Below are 18,398 nucleotides of genomic sequence, written 5' to 3'. Positions count from 1 at the left end.
GACCTGTTCCGGGCGGCGGTGGCCGGCTAGGCCCACGCCGTGGCGTTCGCCCGGGCCGAGGGCGTCACCGGCGGGGAGCTCGCACCCTTCGCCCAGGGCATCGGCGCGATCCGGCCGCGGCTGTTCGCCAAGCTCGCGCGGGACGCCGACGACGGCTCCTACTCCGGGGCGGTCAACCCCCTTGCCTCGGCCGCCTCCACCATGGCCCATGTCGTCGACGTCTCCGAGGCCCACGGCATCGACGCGGGCGTGATGCGCGCCGTGGGAGGCATGGCCCCGCGCGCCATCGGCCTCGGCCACGGCGCGGACGACTTCATCCGGGTCGCGGAGGTGCTGGGCCGGAACTGAGCGGGTCGGGGCCGGGGGTGGGCCGGGGCGGCGGCGGACCCGGCGGGTCCGGAGCCATGGGGAGGGACGGCACCGCGTCGTCCCGTACGCCCCGGCCGGCCGCCTCACCCACCCACCCGCCTGGACGGATGTCCCTCCGCACCGGACGAGTCGAGCAGGGGATCGTCGGCGCGCCAGCACGGCTGTGGCTCGGGCTCGACGACGCCCTCGGCCGCCGCTGAAACCCCACCGCGGCGGGACCGTGCGGCCCGGACGGGCGCAGCGGGTCGCTGAGTTGCTCGGACCTCACGCGAGGGACGGTCAGGCCCTCGAACCCGGCGTCCCCCAGGTCGGCGGACCTGCGACTTGTGCCCGGCGCGGCACAGTGCGACGCTTCCGTCCGCCGGTCGCGACCACGGCCGGCCGCGGCCGTGAGCACCGGTTTCACCGGAGAGGCGGACGATCTCCCGGGACCGGCCGGGGACGGAGACGGGGAGTGGAGCGATGGAGCTGGAGCTGCGGCACCTGCGGGTGCTGTGCGCGATCGCCGACGCCGGCAGTGTGGGTCGCGCCGCGGCACAGCTCGGCTACTCGCAGCCCGCCGTGAGCACCCAGCTGCGGCGCATCGAGCGCCACCTCGGCGAGCCGCTCTTCGAGCGCGGCACGAGCGGGGTGCGGCCCACCCCCTACGGCGCCGAGGTCGTCGCCCAGGCCCGTGACGTGCTGACTCGCGCCAATGCCATCGGTCACCGCCCGGCAGCCGCGCGGGCCCGCCGTACCCTGCGCGTGGCGGCGACCAACTCGCCCATGCTGTCCGGCACGGTCTCCCGTGTCCGCACCCGGCTGCCGGAGGTGTCCCTCGCCGTCACCAGCGTCTACGCCTCCTCGCGGATCGTGGAACTGCTGGAGCAGGGTGCGGTGGACGCGGCCATCGCCGCCGACTACCCGGGCATGGAGCTGCGCCACTCGGGCGCGGTGCGGCACCGGGGGATCGTCACAGAGCCGACGTTCGTGGCCCTGCCCTCCCGGCACCGGCTGCGGCAGTGCGCCCAGGTCCAGCTCGCCGACCTGGCCGAGGACGCGTGGTTCGTGACCCCGGACGACGGCGCCGGCTGGCCCGGAGTGTTCTACGACGCCTGTGCGGCGGCCGGGTTCACACCGGTCACCGTGCACGAGTTCCTCGGCGACCAGACCCAGCTGCAGAGCATGATCGCCGACGGCCTGGGCGTGTCGCTCGTACAGCCGACGCTGCGGCCGATCCCGCATGTCGTGGTAAGACCGTTGGTCGGTTCGCCGCTGTGGTGCCGCTATGTGCTGGCCTGGCGGCCCGACACCGTCACCGAGGAGGTCGTGGAGGCGCTGTCCCAGTCCGCGACCGCCGCCTACCGCGACCTCGTCGCGCAGGCCCCCCATCTGCGGGCCTGGGCCTCGCGCACCTGGAGCGGCACCCGGGCGTAGCGCAGGTCAACGGCACACCGCGATGTTATGTGCGGGCAGTGTCATGTGCTATGTCACACGGCATTGTTGGGGCGGGTCGCCCGCTGAGACAGTGCCTCACACGCCTCAACACCCCACAGAGGCGCATCCCTTCGTGGAGGAATCCAGATGCGCTATCGCCTCGCGCTGCCCAGACGCGTGCCCGGCCGCAGCCACCCGCGTACGGCCGCACGCCTGGCCGGCGCCGCGGTCGTCTGTGTCACCGTGGCGGGCCTGCTGTCCGCCCCGGCGGTGGCGGCACCGCAGGAGCCGCACGACCAGGCCGTCACCGCGCCCCGCCAGCACGCGTCCAAGCCGTCGCCGACCGGTGCGACCACTTCCGTCACCGAGCACCCCGCGAGCCGGGCCCGGCGGCTCAGCGCGGCCCAACTCCCGCCGCTGCAGCCCCTCGCGGCGCATCCGGCCCGAAGGGCGGCCTTGGCGGCCTCCTGCACTCCGGCCGACTTCGGCAGCCGTAGCGGCTCCGCCCTCGTGTCGTTCGTGAAGGCCTCGTCCACGGACTGCGTCAACACCCTCTTCCCGGTGACCGGCAAGGACGCGCACGACGTCTTCCGGCAGGCCCAGATGCTCAGCGTGGCGGCCGCCTACACCCGCACCGCCAAGCTGTACCGCGGCGACGACTCCGGCGGCCTGGAACAGCTGGTCCTCTTCCTGCGGGCCGGTTACTACGTGCAGTTCAACCACCCGGGGGACGTGGGCCCCTACACCGCCCGCCTCACCACGGCCGTCACGGCCGGTCTGGACGCCTTCTTCGCCCGCTCGCACTCGCGTGACGTCACGGCGGTCAACGGCGACATCCTCGGCGAGACCGTCATCCTCACCGACAGCGCCGACCAGCAGGGCCGCTATCTCCCGGTCTACCGGCGGCTGCTGAACGACTACGACAGCACCTACGACTCCGTGGACAGCATGGTCAGGGCCGTCAACGACGTCTACACACCGCTGTGGCGCGGCAACTGGAACCCCGACTACGTCAAGGCGGTCGAGGCCGACACCCGCATCATCGACACCCTGGACGACTTCGCGCTCGCCAACACGGATCTGCTCGGCACCGACCGGGCGTTCCTGGACTCCAACGCCGGGATGAACCTGGCCCGTTACGTCGAGCACCCCGAACTGCGGGACGTCGTCCGCCCGTTGACCAAGGACCTGCTGGCCGAGACCGCGATGACCGGCCCCACGGCCGGGCTCTGGGTGGCCGTGGCCACGCAGGCGAACGCCTACGACAGCGCCAACTGCGCCTACTACGACATCTGCGACCTGCCCGCCAAGCTGACCAAGGCCGTCCTGCCGGTGAGCCGCCAGTGCGACGCGGACGTCGCCATCCTCGCCCAGTCGCTGACCGCCGCCGACCTCGACGCGGCCTGCGCGAGCGTGCTTGGCCAGAGCGCCTACTTCCGCGGCGTGGTGAAGGCCGGCGCGGCGATACCCGGCCAGTACGCGTCCACCATCCGGCTCGTGGTCTTCGCCGGCCGCGCCGACTACCAGACCTACGCGGGCCCGATCTACGGCATCAGCACCGACAACGGCGGCATGACCCTGGACGGCGACCCGTCCGACCCGGCCAACCACGTCACGTCGATCATGTACCAGAAGAACTACGACGACGGTTTCCCGGCCCGGATCTGGAACCTGAACCACGAGTACACGCACTTCCTCGACGGCCGCGACGACATGAAGGGCGCCTTCGACCAGCAGATCTCCGTGCCGGACATCTGGTGGATCGAGGGCGTGGCCGAGTACGTGTCCTACACCTACCGCGGCCTCGCCGACGACCAGGCAATCCAGGAGGCAGCCAGGCACACGTACAAGCTGAGCACCCTGTTCCAGAGCACCTACGACAACAGCGACGTGGTCCGCACCTACCCGTGGGGCTACCTCGCCGTGCGGTACATGACCGAGCGCCATCCCGACGACGTCCAGCGCATGCTCGCCCGCTTCCGCGTCGGTGACTACGCCGGCGGATACGCCGTCTACCACGACGGCATCGGCACCCGCTACGACGCCGACTTCGACCAGTGGCTCACCGCGTGTGCCGCGGGCGCCTGCGCCAGGCCGGCCAAGGCCTGACCGCGCGCCCCAGCACGACGGCCGCCGACCGGAAGACCCCGGTCGGCGGCCGTACACGTGTGGGCGAAGGGGATCAGACCGCCGTCGCCGGGTACGTCGGGTACTCCACGCCCGACACGTGCTGGACGACCCGGACCACCTGGCAGGAGTAGCCGAACTCGTTGTCGTACCAGAGATAGAGGATGGCGTTGTCGCCGTCGACCTTCAGGGCGCCGGCGTCCACGATCGAGGCGTGGCGCGAGCCGATGAAGTCGCTGGAGACCGCGTCGGGCGCCGTGATGAAGTCGATCTGGCGCTTGAGCGGCGAGGTCAGCGACACCTCGCGCAGGTAGTCGTGGACCTCATCGCGGGTGGTCTCGCGGGCCAGCTGCAGGTTGAGGATCGCGATCGACACGTCCGGCACGGGGACGCGGATCGAGCTGCCGCTGATCTTCGCCTTGAGGTCCGGCAGCGCCTTGGCGACGGCGGAGGCGGCACCGGTCTCCGTGATCACCATGTTGAGCGGCGCGGAGCGGCCACGGCGCTCGGACTTGTGGTAGTTGTCCAGCAGGTTCTGGTCGTTGGTGAACGAGTGCACGGTCTCCACGTGGCCGCGCAGCACACCGTACTCGTCGTCCATCGCCTTCAGCGGCGGGACGATGGCGTTGGTGGTGCAGGAGGCGCAGGACAGGATCTGCTCGTCCGGCTTGATGGTGTCGTGGTTGACGCCGTGCACGATGTTCGGCACGTCACCCTTGCCCGGCGCGGTCAGCACGACCTTCTCGATGCCGGGGCGCAGGTGCTTCGACAGGCCCTCGCGGTCGCGCCACTTGCCGGTGTTGTCGATGAGGATGGCGTCCCGGATGCCGTACTCGGTGTAGTCCACGTGCGACGGGTCGTCGGCGTAGATCACCTTGATCTCGTTGCCGTTGGCGACGATCGTGCTGCTGTCCTCGTCGACCGTGATCGTGCCCTGGAACTGCCCGTGGATGGAGTCGCGGCGCAGCAGCGAGGCGCGCTTGACGATGTCCTGGGCGCCGCCGCCGCGCACCACGATGGCGCGCAGGCGCAGGCCGTTGCCGGAGCCCGCCTTCTCGATCAGCAGACGGGCGACGAGCCGGCCGATGCGGCCGAAGCCGTACAGGACGACGTCGCGCGGCTCACGGCGCTCGATCTTGTTGGCGCCGGTGGCACCGGCGACGGCCTCGGCGGTGAACTCCGCCACGCTCAGGCCGCGTTCGTCGGCCTTGTACCGCGTGGCGAGCATGCCGAGGTCGATCTGGGAGGGCCCGAGGTCGAGGGCGGTGAGGGCCTCGAGGAACGGCATGGTCTCGGTGACCGAGAGCTCCTCGCCGGCGATCTGCCGGGCGAAGCGGTGCGTCTTGAGGATGCTGACCACCGACTTGTTCACCAGGGAGCGGCTGTGCAGCAGGACGGTCACGTCCCGCTCGCGGTGCAGCTTCCCGATGAGCGGGATCATCGACTCCGCGATCTCCTCGCGGATCTTCCAGTTGGTGAACGAGTCGTCGTTGACAGTCACGGATCCATCTTTCGAGCTAGGCAGCGCTCATATGGTAACCACACCCCTCACCTGCTCCTTCCGGGGGTGGCGGAGTAAGGGATTTGCACCCGTTCCTTGACTGATTCCTGAATCAGGGTGGAAGTGCGTGAGAAACCCGAGTCGCGGATTGCCCGTCTTACCTGGCGTGCCCAAGGTCAACAGAGTGAGCACCTCCTCAGTACCGCGGCCCGAAGCGGCTGCCCCGTCCCGTCCTTTCCGTCCCCCGAACCTGCCATGGATCGCCCGGCGCGGGATCCCCGAGGGGGCACTGCCGGCCCTCGCCCTGTTCGTGGCCGTGCGGCTCGCCGGGGTCCTCATGGTGATCGTCACGAACGCCGTCAGGGGCCACTCGCTCGTCAGAAGCCTCGCCCACTCCTGGGACTCCCGCTGGTATCTGCACATCGCCGCCCAGGGCTACGGCCACAAGATCTGGATCACCCCGCAGGGCGCCGTCCAGAGCGACTGGGCGTTCTTCCCGCTGTACCCGGGGCTGATCAGGGCGCTGACCGTGCTGCCGTTCACCCCGGGCCAGGCCGCCCTGCTCATCGCCTGGACCGCCGCGGTGGTGGCTGCGTACGGCGTGTACGTCATCGGCCACCTCCTCTACGGCCGCGGGGTCGCCACCGCGCTGGTCGCCCTTTGGGCCGCCATGCCCCACTCCGTCGAGCTGACCATCGCCTACACCGAGTCGCTGTTCGCGGCCCTCGCCGTCTGGTCCCTGTACTGCGTGCTCAAGGGCCGCTGGCTGTGGGCCGGTGCGCTGGCCGCGCTGGCGGGCCTGTCCCGGCCCAGCGGTTTCGCGGTGGCGGTGGCCGTCTCCCTCGCCGCCGCCCACGAGGCGCTGCGCCGGCGCGGCCGGGTCCCGGTGAGCCTGTGGGCCGGTGCCGTGCTCGCCCCGCTGGGCTGGCTCGGGTATGTGCTGTGGGTGGGCAGCCAGACGGGGGACCTGCTCGGCGGCTACTTCAAGGTGCAGAGTGCCTGGGACTCGCGCTTCGACTTCGGTGTCGGCTCGGCACGCTTCCTGAAGGCCCTGCTGCTGCACGGCGGGGGCGCCGTCTATCCGGCGGCCCTGGTGATCGTCGCGGCCGGTGTGCTGCTGTTCGCGCTGCTGTGCCTGGAACGCGCCCCGCTGGCCCTGGTGGTCTTCGCCGGCGTCCTGATTCTGCTCGTGATCGGCGGCTCGGGCTCCTTCTCCTCCAAGCCGCGGTTCCTGCTGCCCGCCTTCCCGCTGCTCATCCCCATGGCCAGGGCCCTGACCCGCACCTGGCGGGTCCGGCCGGCCCACGCCGTGGTCGTCTTCGGCGGTCTCACCGTCGTGTCCCTGCTGTTCGGCGCCTTCGTGACGGTGGTGGCCCGCTCCCCCCTGTGAGCCACCACCCCGCTCACCGCTCCCGCTCGCGTACGGCGCCCGGGGCGGCGACCGCCGTGACCGCCGGCACGGCGCCCGTCGAGGCGCCGCGGGTCCGGCTCTTTCTCCTCCAAGCCGCGGTTCCTGCTGCTCATCCCGATGGCCCGGGTACTGACCCGCACCTGGCGGGTCCGGCCGGCCCACGCCGTGGTCGTCTACGGCGGCCTCACGGCGCCCGGGGCGGCCACCGCCGGTCGAGGTGCCGCCCGGGGCCGTACCCAGGGCGACGTCCACGTTCAGCGCCGACGTCGCGCGCCCGGACCCGGGCACGTCCGTGATCGGCGGTGAGAGGAAGGTGAGGGCACAGCAGGCGGCGCGGCGAGGCGGTGGTCAGCGCGGGTCGAAGACCACGCTGGCGAAGGGCGGGTCGATCGGCGCCGCCTTGCCCGGGGCCAGCCGCAGCGCCGACCCCTTGCACCTCTTCCGCGAGTAGACGACCAGCGGCTTCTTCGTCGCGTTGCCCGCTCCGCGCGCTTCCTGGGCCATGTCGAAGCACCTGTGCTCCGGCGGGTCGTCGAGGGCGAACGTCTTGTTCCCGGCGCCCACCCAGAGGAACGTGCCGTCGGCGGCGAGGGCGGCTCCCGAGGTGGTCATAGCTAGGGCGAGCCCGCCGAGAACGGCGACGAGCGGACGGCGCGGGCGCATGAAGACGGCTTTCCTGAGCAGTGACAGGGGGGATGTGGGGGGAAGCGGACCGAAGTCGCAGCCGTAATCTCCCACTTCGGCCCGGTGCCGCCTCGGCCCCGACACGGGCCCGTACGCCGTACGGCCGACGGACGGCGTTGTGCGAAGTGCCGTGAATCGGGGTAGGCGGGGGGACGCCCGAGGAAAGGATCGTCATGACGACCTACGTGATCAGCGTTCCCGGCACCTTCACCGCGGACATCGGGACGGACACCCGGACCCGCCTGGCCAGGGCGCTCAGGCCCGCCGATCCGCACGGCACCCGGATGGGCAACGCCGAGGGCCTGGACGTGCTCCGTGTCAATGAGGACAACACCTTCACCCTCCGGCTGACCGTGCAGGCGGACACCGGCCGGCACGCCGAGCAGGAGGCCCGCCGGCTCGCCGGCTCCGCCCTCCAGGACGCAGGACTGGACGAGCGGAGCGCGGCGCTGGGGCCCGCCGTGATCACCGGGATCGACTCCGAGGTGCGCTGACCGGGGGCCGTACCACGACCGCTCGCGGGGCGCGATCATCCGATATAGGTAAAATCTAGACGTTTGCCGAAAATTCAGGCGGCTGGTCGTCGTCGGCCACCGCCCCGCCGGAAGTGATCGATGCCCCGCAAGCGCTCCACGGACGAAGGCGATGAGCTGCTGGCCAGACTCGGCTCGCTCACCGCCCAGGCACGAGAGCGCGCGGAACAGCAGCGCACCCAGGTCGAGCTGGCCATCGCCCTGCAGCGCGGCATGCTGCCCCGTGACCTGCCCACCGCACCGGGCCTGCACCTCGCCGTCCGCTACACACCGGCCAACCTCGGTCTGAACGTGGGCGGCGACTGGTACGACGCCTTCGCCCTGCCCGACGGGCGGATCGGGCTGGCCATCGGCGACGTCCAGGGCCACAACATCGAGGCCGCCGCGTTCATGGGCCAGGTACGGGCCGGGCTCCGCGCCCTCGCCTCCGTGACCGGCGAGCCGGGCGAACTCCTCGCCCGCACCAACGACCTGCTGCTGGCTCTGGGCACCGACCTGTTCGCCACCTGCACCTTCATGCGCCTCGACCCGGCCAGCGGAGTGCTGGAGAGCGCACGGGCGGGCCACATCCCGTTCGTGTGGGCCACGGCGGACGGCAAGTCCGGCGTCGTCGACGACGAGGGCGGGCCGCCGCTCGGCATCGACAAGGGCATGGAGTTCCCGGTGAGCAGGCACCGGCTCACCACGGGCGGCGTGTTCGTGCTGCTCACCGACGGCGTGGTGGAGGGCCCCTCGCTGAACATCGAGGACGGCCTCGAAAAGGTGGTCCGCCTCGCCGGCATCGCCGCCGTCGCCGGCCTGGAGGCCCACGCCCTGGCCGCCGCCGCGATCAAGGGCGCCGAGAGCGTCGGCCACGAGGACGACGCGGCCGTCCTCGTCGTGGGCCTGGACGGCCCCGGACACCACCCCTGACCGGCGGGCCGGCCACGGCCGGCGCGGGGTACCGGGTGTGGATCCGGCGCCGACCGGCCTCACGCGAACCGCGAGGTGATTCAGCCATAGGGCCGGACCGGACCCGCTCTCGCCTCGCCGACCCGGGGCCGTCGGTGTGAGATGGCAGCTGTGGTGGGTATCGACGATCTGCGCCGGCCGGGCCGCTACGCCGTCCAGGTACTGGCCGTCGCGGCCGGCTACTACGCCGCGGCCCGGCTCGGGCTCATGCGCGAGCTCTCCGTCGAGGGCGCCGTCGTCACCCCCATCTGGCCGCCGACCGGCGTCGCCGTCGCCGCCCTCATGATCCTCGGCCTCGGCTGCTGGCCCGGCATCACGATCGGCGCCCTGTTCGCCGTGATGTCCCTGACCACACCGCGCATCGAGGTGCTCGGCACCCTCGCGGGCCAGACCGGCGCGCCCGTGTGCGCGGCGCTCCTGCTGCGCCGGGCCCGCTTCCACACCGATCTCGGCCGGTTACGGGACGGGGTCGCCCTGGTGTTCCTGGGCGCGCTGACCGCCATGCTGATCAGCGCGACCGTCGGCGCCGGACTCCTGGTCCTCATGGACAAGCTGAACGCAGACACCTTCTGGCCCGTCTGGCTGGCCTGGTGGGTGGGCGACGCCATGGGCGTGCTGCTCGTCACCCCGCTGCTGCTGTTGCTGCACGGCGCGCGCTGGCCGCCGCGCCTGGGCCGCTGGAAGGAGGTGACCGCGCTGGCCGTCGTCACCTTCGTCGTCGTGCCCGTGGCCGTCTACAGCTCGATCAGCGTGCTCTACCTCGTGTACCCGCTCATCATCTGGGCCGCCCTGCGTTTCCAGCTCGCGGGCAGCGTGCTGTGCGCGCTCCTGATGTCCGTGCTGGCCACGGTCGCGGCGACGGACCGTGCCGGGGCCTTCGCGGGGCTGAGCCAGATCGAGATCATGGCGAAGCTCCAGGCGTTCAACGGCGCGATGGCCCTGACCGCGCTGCTGCTGTCCGCCCTGATCACCGAACAGCGCAACACCCGGAGCTCGGTGGAACGGGCCTGCCAGGAACTGGTCGAGGTCCTGGAACACCTCACCGCGGGCGAGGCCCCACGACCCCGGGCACAGCCGGACACCGAGGGCGTGGACGACCGGCCCGGACCGGCCGCACCTCCCTGATGCCGGTGCCGTGTCACCGGCCGGACCGGTTCACCGGCCCCTCGTCGTCGCCGCCCGGCTCCGCGGCGCCCTTGCGTGCTCCGACGTCCCGCGGAGTGGGGGTCGGCGGGTGTGCGGCGCCGGTGGCGCCGGGCTGACCTCCGCCGGTCGTGCCGTAGCCGCCCGGGATGCCCGGTGGCATGTCCGCGGCCGCCTCGGCCTCGCTCACACGGCGCCGGGCCCTGACCCCGGCCCGGCGCTCCGGGTAGGGGTACTCGAACGGCTCGGCGGAGGCACGCTCGCGCTCCGCCTCACGCTGCCGGCGTGCGGCCTGCTCGGCGGCCGTCGCGCTCTCACCCCGCCGGCCGCGGTCCTTGCCGTGCGTACGGTCGTCGTCGTGCATGCGGTCCTTGTCCTTCATGCGGCGCCGAGTACCCGGGCGGTGGGCGGCGCCAACACCCTCCCGGCGTGTCGAACTGCCGGTCCGGGGCACTGGGAGACGATGGGCGGAGCCCGGACGGGCCCGGGCCGGACGGGAGGGACAGGGGCGGCATGGAGCAGCGGACGGCGAGCGCTACGGACCGGCGCCCCGGAGCGGCCGGGCCCGGCTCCACCCACGCGGAACCGCGCGACGACACGGCCGTACGGCCACAGGAGGACAGGCGGCCCCCGGACGACACCGACGCCCGCCGCCGCATCCCGCGCACCGACCGCCTGCTGCGCGACCCCCGGCTGTCGGCGGCGGTGGACCGGCTCGGTGCCGGTGTGGTGAAGGCCGCCGTACGCGCGGCGCAGGACCGGGCCCGGGAGGGCGACATCCCGCCCGAACAGGTGCCCGAGGTGGCCGTGGCCCTGCTGCCCGGTACCGCGAGCGGACTGCGCCCGGTGATCAACGCCACCGGGGTGCTGCTGCACACCAACCTCGGCCGGGCTCCGCTGTCGGCCACCGCCCGGCAGGCCGTCCAGGAGGCCGCAGGGCCCACGGACGTCGAACTGGACCTGACGACCGGGGTACGGGCCCGCCGCGGCCGTTCCGCCCTCGCCGCCCTGCACGCGCGCGTGCCGTCCGCCGGGGCCGCGCACGTCGTCAACAACGGCGCCGCCGCCCTCGTGCTCGCCGCCACCGCCCTCGCGGCCGGCCGGGAGATCGTCGTCAGCCGGGGCGAGATGGTGGAGATCGGCGACGGCTTCCGGCTGCCCGACCTGCTCGTCTCGACCGGCGCCCGGCTCCGCGAGGTGGGCACGACCAACCGCACGACCGCCGCCGACTACGCCGCCGTGCTCGGCCCGGACACCGGGTTCGTGCTCAAGGTGCATCCGTCCAACTTCCGCATCACCGGCTTCACCCGGTCCGCCGAGACCGCGGAACTCACCGGTCTCGGCGTCCCCGTCGTCGTCGACATCGGCTCCGGACTGCTCGACCCGCATCCGGCGCTGCCCGGGGAACCCGACGCCGACACCGAACTCCGCGCGGGGGCCGCCCTCGTCACCGCGAGCGGCGACAAACTCCTCGGCGGCCCCCAGTGCGGACTGCTGCTGGGAGAGGAAGACCTGGTCCGCGCCCTCGTCCGGCACCCGCTGGCCCGCGCCCTGCGCGTCGACAAGCTGACCCTGGCCGCCCTGGAGGCCACCCTCACCGGACCGCCCACCCCGACCGCCCTCGCCCTCACCGCCGACCCGGCCGGCCTGCGCGCCCGCGCCGACCGGCTGGCCGGCACTCTCGCCGCCGACGGCATCGACGTACGGGCCGTCGCCTCCGCCGCCACCGTCGGCGGCGGAGGCGCCCCCGGAGTCACCCTGCCCAGCGCGGCGCTCTCCCTGCCCGAGCCGTACGCCGCCGCGCTGCGCACCGGCCCCGTCCCCGTCGTCGGACGGCTGGAGGGGGGCCGCTGCCTGCTGGATCTGCGCGCGGTGCCCGAGCAGGACGACGCACGGCTGGCCGATGCCGTGCTCAGCGCCCGGCCGCGAGAGGAGAGCCGGACGTGATGCGGGTGCTCGCCACCGCCGGCCATGTCGACCACGGCAAGTCCGCCCTGGTACGGGCTCTCACCGGCATGGAACCCGACCGCTACGAGGAGGAGCGTCGCCGGGGACTCACCCTGGACCTGGGCTTCGTGTGGACGCGGCTCGGGCCGGACGGGGACCACCTCGCCTTCGTCGACGTGCCCGGACACGAACGCTTCGTGCCGACCATGCTGGCCGGAGTGGGACCGGTGCCCGCCGTGCTGTTCGTGGTCGCGGCCGACCAGGGCTGGCAGCCCCAGTCCGAGGAGCACCTGGCCGTCCTCGACGCGCTCGGCGTCCGGCACGCCGTCCTCGCCGTGACCCGCAGCGACCTCGCCGACCCCGAAGCCGTACGCGTCGACGCCGTCGAGCGGCTGGCCCGGACCTGTCTCGGCAAGGTCCCCGCGGTCGCGGTGAGCGCGGTCACCGGCGCGGGACTGGACGAGCTGCGCGGCGAACTCGCCCGGCTGGCAGGTGAGTTGCCCGACCCCGACCCGGACGCCGACGTACGGCTGTGGCTCGACCGTGCCTTCACCATGCGCGGCCACGGCACCGTGGTGACCGGCACCCTCGGCGCGGGCACCCTGCGCGTCGGCGACCGGCTCGTCACCGGGGACGGCTCGGCCGTGCTCCGGGTGCGCGGGCTGCAGACCCTGCACGAGGAGCGGACGGCGGTGGGCGGGGTGGCCCGGGTGGCGGTCAACGTGCACGGCCGGGGCGCCGACGGACTGCGCCGGGGACAGGTACTGCTGACCCCGGACCGCTGGCTGGGCAGCGAGGTGCTCGACGTACGGCTCACCGGCGCGCCTGCCCAGGACCTGCCCCGCTCGGTCACCCTGCACATCGGCACCGCCGCCGTGCCCGTGACCGTCCGCCCGCTCGGCGAGGACACCGCACGGCTCACCCTCGCCCGGAGCCTGCCGCTGCGGGTCGGCGACCGCGCGGTGCTGCGCGAACCGGGCGGCGGCCGGATGCCCTGCGCCGCCACCGTCCTCGACGTACGGCCGCCCCGGCTGACCCGGCGCGGTGCCGGGAGGGCCCGAGCCGCCGAACTCGCCGCCCTGTCCGGCCGCCCCGACGGCGCCGCCGAACTGCGCCGCCGCGGACTGATCCGGCGCGCCGACCTGCTGGCGATGGGCTTCCCGGCCCCCGCCGAACCCGTCGCGGGGGGCTGGCTGGCGGACGGCACCTACTGGACCGCCCTCAAGGACCGGCTGGCCCGCGAGGTGGAGCGGCATGCGAAGGAACACCCGCTGGAGCCGGGCCTGCCCGCCGAGGCGGCCCGCCGGCTGCTCGGCCTGCCCGACCGGGCCCTCGTCGACGCCCTGGCCGACGCCACGCCCCGACTCCGCAGCGAGCAAGGGCGGTTGTACTCCTCCGGCGATGACCGCCCCGGCCTGCCCCCGTCCGTGCGCGCCGCCGTGGCTGCCGTACGCGAGGACCTCGCCCGTACGCCGTTCCGCGCCCCCGAGGCCGGCCGGCTCGCCGAACTCGGCCTGGACCGCAAGGCGTTGGCCGCCGCCGTCGCGGCCGGTGCGCTGCTGCGGATCGCCGACGGCGTCGTGCTGCTGCCCGGCGCCGACGCCGAGGCCGCCGCCGTGCTGCGCACCCTGCCCCAGCCGTTCACGCTTCAAGAGGCCCGGCGCGCGCTGGACACCACCCGGCGGGTCGCCGTACCCCTGCTGGAGTTCCTGGACGCCCGGGGCCACACCGAGCGCGTCGACGACCAGCGCCGGCGCTTCCGTGCGGACGCGGTGAACGGAGGCGGACGGGAATCGAACCCGCCGGCCCGAGATCCTCGGGCCCCTCGGTTTTGAAGACCGGGAGGGCCACCAGGCACCCACACGCCTCCACCGCTCGTCAGGCTACTGCCCCAGGAGACCGCCGCCATGACATCGACATCCCCGCCGATCCACCCGGCCCCCGTCCGGCTCACCCAGTACGCGCACGGCGGCGGCTGCGCCTGCAAGATCCCGCCCGGGGAACTGGAGGAGGTGGTCGCCGGGCTGACCGCGCCCCAGCTCGCCGGGGGCGACACACCGCTGCTCGTCGGGCTCTCCACCGGCGACGACGCCGCCGTGGTCACCCACCGGGGCACCGCCGTCGTCTGCACGGCCGACTTCTTCACCCCGGTCGTGGACGACCCCTACGACTGGGGACGTATCGCCGCCGCCAACGCGCTGTCCGACGTGTATGCGATGGGCGGCCGGCCGGTGCTCGCCGTGAACCTGCTGGCGTGGCCGCGCGACCGGCTCTCCTTCGACCTGGCGCGCGAGGTGCTGCGCGGCGGCCTGGACATCGCCACCGAGGCGGGCTGCCATGTCGGCGGCGGGCACAGCGTCGACGACCCGGAACCGAAGTACGGCATGGCCGTCACCGGCCTCGCCGACCCCGAGCGGCTGCTGCGCAACGACGCCGGCCGGCCCGGACTGCCGCTGTCGCTGACCAAGCCGCTCGGCGTGGGCGTGCTGAACAACCGGCACAAGGTCACCGGCGAGCGGTTCGAGCAGGCCGTCGCCACGATGACGGCGCTCAACCGGGATGCCGCCGAAGCCGCCCTCGCGGCCGGCGCCGGCTGTGCCACCGACGTGACCGGGTTCGGTTTCCTCGGCCATCTGCACAAGCTGGCACGGGCCTCCGGCGTGACCGCCGTGGTCGACACCGCCGCCGTCCCGTACCTGGACGGGGCCCGGGAGGCCGTCCGGGACGGGTACGTCAGCGGCGGCACCCGGCGCAACCTCGAATGGGTCGCCCCGCACACCGACTTCGGCGACAGCGACGCCGACACCCGGCTGCTGCTGGCCGACGCCCAGACCTCCGGCGGGCTGCTCGTCGCGGGCGAGGTGCCCGGCGCGCCGGTGGTGGGGGAGCTGGTGCCGCGCGGCTCCCACTCGATCGTCCTGCGCTAGGGCGGCTACGGCTCCGTTCCCGTGTGCTCGTCGATGCCCGCCCGGGCCCGGTAGGCCCGCACCAGCTGCACCGACGCCGGACCCCGGGGCCGGCGGCCCGGGCGGATGTCCACGGCGAACGCCTTCGACTCCTGGATGTGCGTGTTCGGGTCCAGGGACAGATGCAGCAGCTCGTTGGCCGCGTCCCCGGTGCTGTAGCCGTTGGGGCCCCAGTGGTACGGCAGCCCCACCTGGTGCAGCCTGCGGCCGTGCACCGTCAGCGGAGCCATCCGGTCCGTCACCAGCACCCGCGCCTCGATCACCGCGCGAGCGCTGACGATCGTCGCCCACCCCGTGTGCTCCAGGCCCCGCTCGGCCGCGAGCTCCGGGGAGACCTCGCAGAAGAACTCCGGTTGCAGCTCGGCCAGATACGGCTGCCAGCGGGACATGCCGCCCGCCGTGTGGTGCTCGGTGAGCCGGTAGGTGGTGGCCACGTACGGGAACACCTCGGAGCCGGGCTCGTCACCGCTCGGCTGGTAGCGGTTGTCGGGGATCGTGGGCATCAAATGCCGTACCGGGTTGCGCTGTTGGTCGTAGAGCAGGTTCGTGAACGGCGAGTCCTGCGGCTCGTAGTGGGCCGGCAGCGGGCCGTCGGTGAGCCCGGAGGGCACATACAGCCAGGCCTTGCCGTCGGCCTGCATGATGAACGGGTCGCGGCCGGTCAGCGCTTCCGGGCCGGTCGCGTCCTCGGGCGGCTCGTGATCGGGCGACTTGTCCTTCTTGAAGTCCGGTACGTCGTGCCCCGACCACTCGCCCTTCTCCGGGTCCCACCACACCAGCGCCTTGCGCTCGCTCCAGGGCCTGCCCTGCGGGTCGGCGGAGGCGCGGTTGTAGAGGATCCGCCGGTTGGCGGGCCAGGCCCACGCCCACTCCGCGGCCACCCAGTCCTGCTCCCGGCCGGGCTTGCGGCGGGCGGACTGGTTGACGCCGTCGGCGCGGACACCGCAGTAGATCCAGCAGCCGCAGGACGTCGAGCCGTCCGGCCTCAGCTCCTCGTAGGAGGACAGCGGATCGCCCTCCGCGTCACGGCCGTTGATCTCGGCGAGGACGGCCTCCGCGTCCGGTTCGGCGAGCCGGCCCTGCGTCGGATAGTCCCAGGCCAGGTCGAGCACCGGCCGGTCCATCTCCTCGGTGGACCCGGCGAGCTTCTCCCGGATGATCCGCCCCAGGTGGTAGGTGAACCACAGGTCGCTGCGCGCCTCGCCGGGCGGCTCGACCGCCTGGTGGTGCCACTGCAGCAGCCGCTGGGTGTTGGTGAAGCTTCCGTCCTTCTCGGTGTGCGCGGCGGCCGGCAGGAAGAACACCTCGGTGCGGATGTCCTCGGTGCGCAGCTCACCGGTCTCGATCTCCGGCCCGTCCTTCCACCAGGTCGCCGACTCGATCAGCGAGAAGTCCCGCACGACCAGCCAGTCCAGGTTCGCCATGCCGAGCCGCATCACCTTGGAGTCGGCGTTGCCCACCGCCGGGTTCTCGCCGTACAGGAAGTAGCCCTTGCAGGTGCCCTCCAGCTGGGCCATGGCCGTCTCGTAGGCCGAGTGGCTGCCGGTCAGCCGGGGCAGGTAGTCGAAGCAGAAGTCGTTGTCGGCCCTGGCCGCGTCGCCCCAGTAGGCCTTGAGCAGACTCACCAGGTACGAGCGCATGTTGCCCCAGTAGCCCTTGTGGGCCGCCTCCGCCTGTACGAAGGCGTCCAGGTCCTGGTTCTGGTGGGCGTGCGGCATGGGGATGTAGCCCGGCAGCAGGTTGAACAGGGTCGGGATGTCCGTGGAGCCCTGGATGGAGGCGTGTCCGCGCAGGGCCAGGATGCCGCCGCCCGGCCGGCCGATGTTGCCGAGCAGGGTCTGCAGGACGCAGGCCGCCCGGATGTACTGCACGCCCACCGTGTGCTGGGTCCAGCCGACCGCGTACGCGAACGCCGTCGTCCGGTCGCGGCCGGAGTTCTCCGTGACCAGCTCGCACACCTGGCGGAACAGATCCTGCGGCACTCCGCAGACCTGTTCGACCATCTCCGGTGTGTAGCGGGCGTAGTGCCGCTTGAGCACCTGGAAGACGCAGCGCGGATGGGTCAGCGTCTCGTCGCGCTCGGGCTCCCCCTCGGGGATCACCGCGCCGCCGGACCCGTGCGCCTCGCCGCGTGCCGCCTCGGTCACCGAACTGCCCCGGCCGGTGCGCTCCTCGTACTCCTGGTCACGCTCCCCGGAGGCCGCCTGCACCTCGGTGCCCTCGTACTGCCAACTGCCGTTGTCGTAGGAGCGGTTCGCGGCGTCCAGGCCGGAGAAGACACCCGCCAGGTCCTCGGTGTCGCCGAAGTCCTCCCGGACGATCACCGGGGCGTTGCTGTAGGCCACGATGTAGTCGCGGAAGTACTTCTCGTGCTCCAGCACGTAGTTGATGATCCCGCCGAGGAACGCGATGTCCGAGCCCGCGCGCAGCGGCACATGCACATCGGCCAGTGCGCTGGTGCGGGTGAACCGCGGATCGACGTGGACCAGCTTCGCGCCGCGCGCCTTGGCCTCCATCACCCACTGGAACCCGACCGGATGGCACTCGGCCATGTTCGAGCCCTCGATGACGATGCAGTCCGCGTTCTGCAGGTCCTGCTGGAAGGTGGTCGCGCCGCCGCGTCCGAACGAGGTTCCCAGACTGGGAACGGTGGAGGAGTGTCAAACGCGCGCCTGGTTCTCGATCTGGATCGCTCCGAGCGCCGTGAACAACTTCTTGATCAGGTAGTTCTCTTCGTTGTCGAGCGTGGCCCCGCCGAGGCTCGCGATGCCGAGGGTGCGGCGGGTGCGGGTCTCGTCGACCTCCCACTGCCAGCCCGCCCGGCGCGCCTCGATCACCCGGTCGGCGATCATGTCCATCGCGGTGCCGAGGTCCAGCCGCTCCCACTCGGTGCCGTGCGGGCGCCGGTAGAGGACCTGGTGCTCGCGGGCGTCCCCGGTGGTCAGCTGCAGGCTCGCCGCGCCCTTGGGGCACAGCCGGCCACGCGAGATCGGGGAGTCCGGGTCGCCCTCGATCTGGGTGACCTTCCCGTCCTGGACGTACACGTTCTGGCCGCAGCCCACCGCGCAGTACGGGCAGACGGACTTCACCACCCGGTCGGCCGTGGCCACCCGGGGCTGAAGCCGCTCGCTGGGCCCGCTCTTCGCCGCGGCGCCCCGGCCCAGCGGATCGGTGCCCGTCAGCTGGCGGTAGACCGGCCAGGAGTCGATCCAGGTGCGTACGCCCACAGCCACTCCTTCCGCTCGGTGCCTCGCCGGTCCCTCGATCTTCCCGCATGTGCGCGGCCACGGCATCTCTCGCGCCGGTGGGCGGCGGAGTACCCCCGGCCGGGCGGGGCCAAACGGGCCCGG

General features: G+C 72.9%; 12 protein-coding genes, 1 tRNA gene and 2 pseudogenes. 10 read left to right on the top strand and 5 right to left on the bottom strand.

The genetic code is table 11. The annotated features are described in order from the left end of the window. The 3 genes and pseudogenes from ACQPXS_RS06170 to ACQPXS_RS06160 form a co-directional block, all read left to right on the top strand. A pseudogene (locus ACQPXS_RS06170) lies at window positions 1–348 on the top strand (NAD(P)-dependent oxidoreductase); the annotation flags it as partial. A 483-nt stretch (window positions 349–831) separates the two neighbouring features. Further along, window positions 832–1,785 (top strand): LysR family transcriptional regulator, encoded by a 954-nt coding sequence (locus tag ACQPXS_RS06165; protein ID WP_433447711.1) that lies wholly within the window; start codon window positions 832–834, stop codon window positions 1,783–1,785. 147 nt (window positions 1,786–1,932) lie between these two features. Then, on the top strand, window positions 1,933–3,894 hold the full coding sequence (locus ACQPXS_RS06160) for a collagenase (RefSeq protein WP_433447709.1): 1,962 nt from the start codon (window positions 1,933–1,935) through the stop codon (window positions 3,892–3,894). A 73-nt stretch (window positions 3,895–3,967) separates the two neighbouring features. Here the strand turns inward: ACQPXS_RS06160 and ACQPXS_RS06155 are convergent, their stop codons facing one another. Further along, a complete protein-coding gene (locus tag ACQPXS_RS06155; protein WP_351801739.1) occupies window positions 3,968–5,413 on the bottom strand; it encodes a glyceraldehyde-3-phosphate dehydrogenase in 1,446 nt (481 codons plus the stop codon). 184 nt (window positions 5,414–5,597) lie between these two features. On the opposite strand from ACQPXS_RS06155, the gene ACQPXS_RS06150 reads away from it, so the two are divergent. Further along, complete coding sequence (locus ACQPXS_RS06150; protein ID WP_433447705.1) at window positions 5,598–6,803, top strand: hypothetical protein; 1,206 nt, start codon at window positions 5,598–5,600, stop codon at window positions 6,801–6,803. Window positions 6,804–7,172: 369 nt separating this feature from the next. Here ACQPXS_RS06150 and ACQPXS_RS06145 read toward each other — a convergent pair whose 3' ends face one another. Next, window positions 7,173–7,436 carry a hypothetical protein gene (locus ACQPXS_RS06145; protein ID WP_433447703.1) on the bottom strand — a complete coding sequence of 88 codons (264 nt, stop codon included), beginning with the start codon at window positions 7,434–7,436 and terminating at the stop codon, window positions 7,173–7,175. Window positions 7,437–7,681: 245 nt separating this feature from the next. Here ACQPXS_RS06145 and ACQPXS_RS06140 point away from each other — a divergent pair, with 245 nt between their 5' ends. The 3 genes from ACQPXS_RS06140 to ACQPXS_RS06130 all read left to right on the top strand — a co-directional run bounded on the left by ACQPXS_RS06140 (window position 7,682) and on the right by ACQPXS_RS06130 (window position 10,117). Beyond that, complete coding sequence (locus ACQPXS_RS06140) at window positions 7,682–8,002, top strand: hypothetical protein (protein WP_351801735.1); 321 nt, start codon at window positions 7,682–7,684, stop codon at window positions 8,000–8,002. 120 nt (window positions 8,003–8,122) lie between these two features. Then, a complete protein-coding gene (locus ACQPXS_RS06135; protein ID WP_433447700.1) occupies window positions 8,123–8,953 on the top strand; it encodes a PP2C family protein-serine/threonine phosphatase in 831 nt (276 codons plus the stop codon). A 150-nt stretch (window positions 8,954–9,103) separates the two neighbouring features. Continuing rightward, window positions 9,104–10,117: an MASE1 domain-containing protein gene (locus tag ACQPXS_RS06130; RefSeq protein ID WP_433455725.1), complete on the top strand. Its 1,014-nt coding sequence runs from the start codon at window positions 9,104–9,106 to the stop codon at window positions 10,115–10,117. A 13-nt stretch (window positions 10,118–10,130) separates the two neighbouring features. Here the strand turns inward: ACQPXS_RS06130 and ACQPXS_RS06125 are convergent, their stop codons facing one another. After that, complete coding sequence (locus ACQPXS_RS06125; protein WP_433447697.1) at window positions 10,131–10,517, bottom strand: hypothetical protein; 387 nt, start codon at window positions 10,515–10,517, stop codon at window positions 10,131–10,133. A gap of 131 nt (window positions 10,518–10,648) precedes the next feature. Here ACQPXS_RS06125 and selA point away from each other — a divergent pair, with 131 nt between their 5' ends. Continuing rightward, entirely contained in the window at window positions 10,649–12,082 is a 1,434-nt protein-coding gene (gene selA / locus ACQPXS_RS06120) for an L-seryl-tRNA(Sec) selenium transferase (RefSeq protein WP_433447695.1), read from the top strand. After that, window positions 12,082–13,824 (top strand): annotated as a pseudogene (locus ACQPXS_RS06115) (SelB domain-containing protein); the annotation flags it as partial. The gene selA and the pseudogene ACQPXS_RS06115, both read left to right, overlap by 1 nt. A 35-nt stretch (window positions 13,825–13,859) precedes the next feature. On the opposite strand, the gene ACQPXS_RS06110 reads toward ACQPXS_RS06115, so the two are convergent. Further along, a tRNA-Sec gene (locus tag ACQPXS_RS06110) sits at window positions 13,860–13,952 on the bottom strand. A 37-nt stretch (window positions 13,953–13,989) separates the two neighbouring features. Here ACQPXS_RS06110 and selD point away from each other — a divergent pair. Continuing rightward, window positions 13,990–15,009, top strand: a complete 1,020-nt coding sequence (gene selD, locus ACQPXS_RS06105; protein ID WP_365331805.1) for a selenide, water dikinase SelD — start codon at window positions 13,990–13,992, stop codon at window positions 15,007–15,009. A 5-nt stretch (window positions 15,010–15,014) separates the two neighbouring features. Here the strand turns inward: selD and fdh are convergent, their stop codons facing one another. Beyond that, window positions 15,015–18,275, bottom strand: coding sequence for a formate dehydrogenase (gene fdh, locus ACQPXS_RS06100; protein WP_433447692.1), 3,261 nt, complete (start codon window positions 18,273–18,275; stop codon window positions 15,015–15,017). Window positions 18,276–18,398: the final 123 nt, after the last annotated feature.

It is taken from the genome of Streptomyces sp. CA-142005 (assembly GCF_050942335.1).
Lineage (GTDB): Bacteria > Actinomycetota > Actinomycetes > Streptomycetales > Streptomycetaceae > Streptomyces.
The sequence above is the reverse complement of the archived record's forward strand: the minus strand, read 5'-3'. Positions and strand labels throughout refer to the sequence as shown.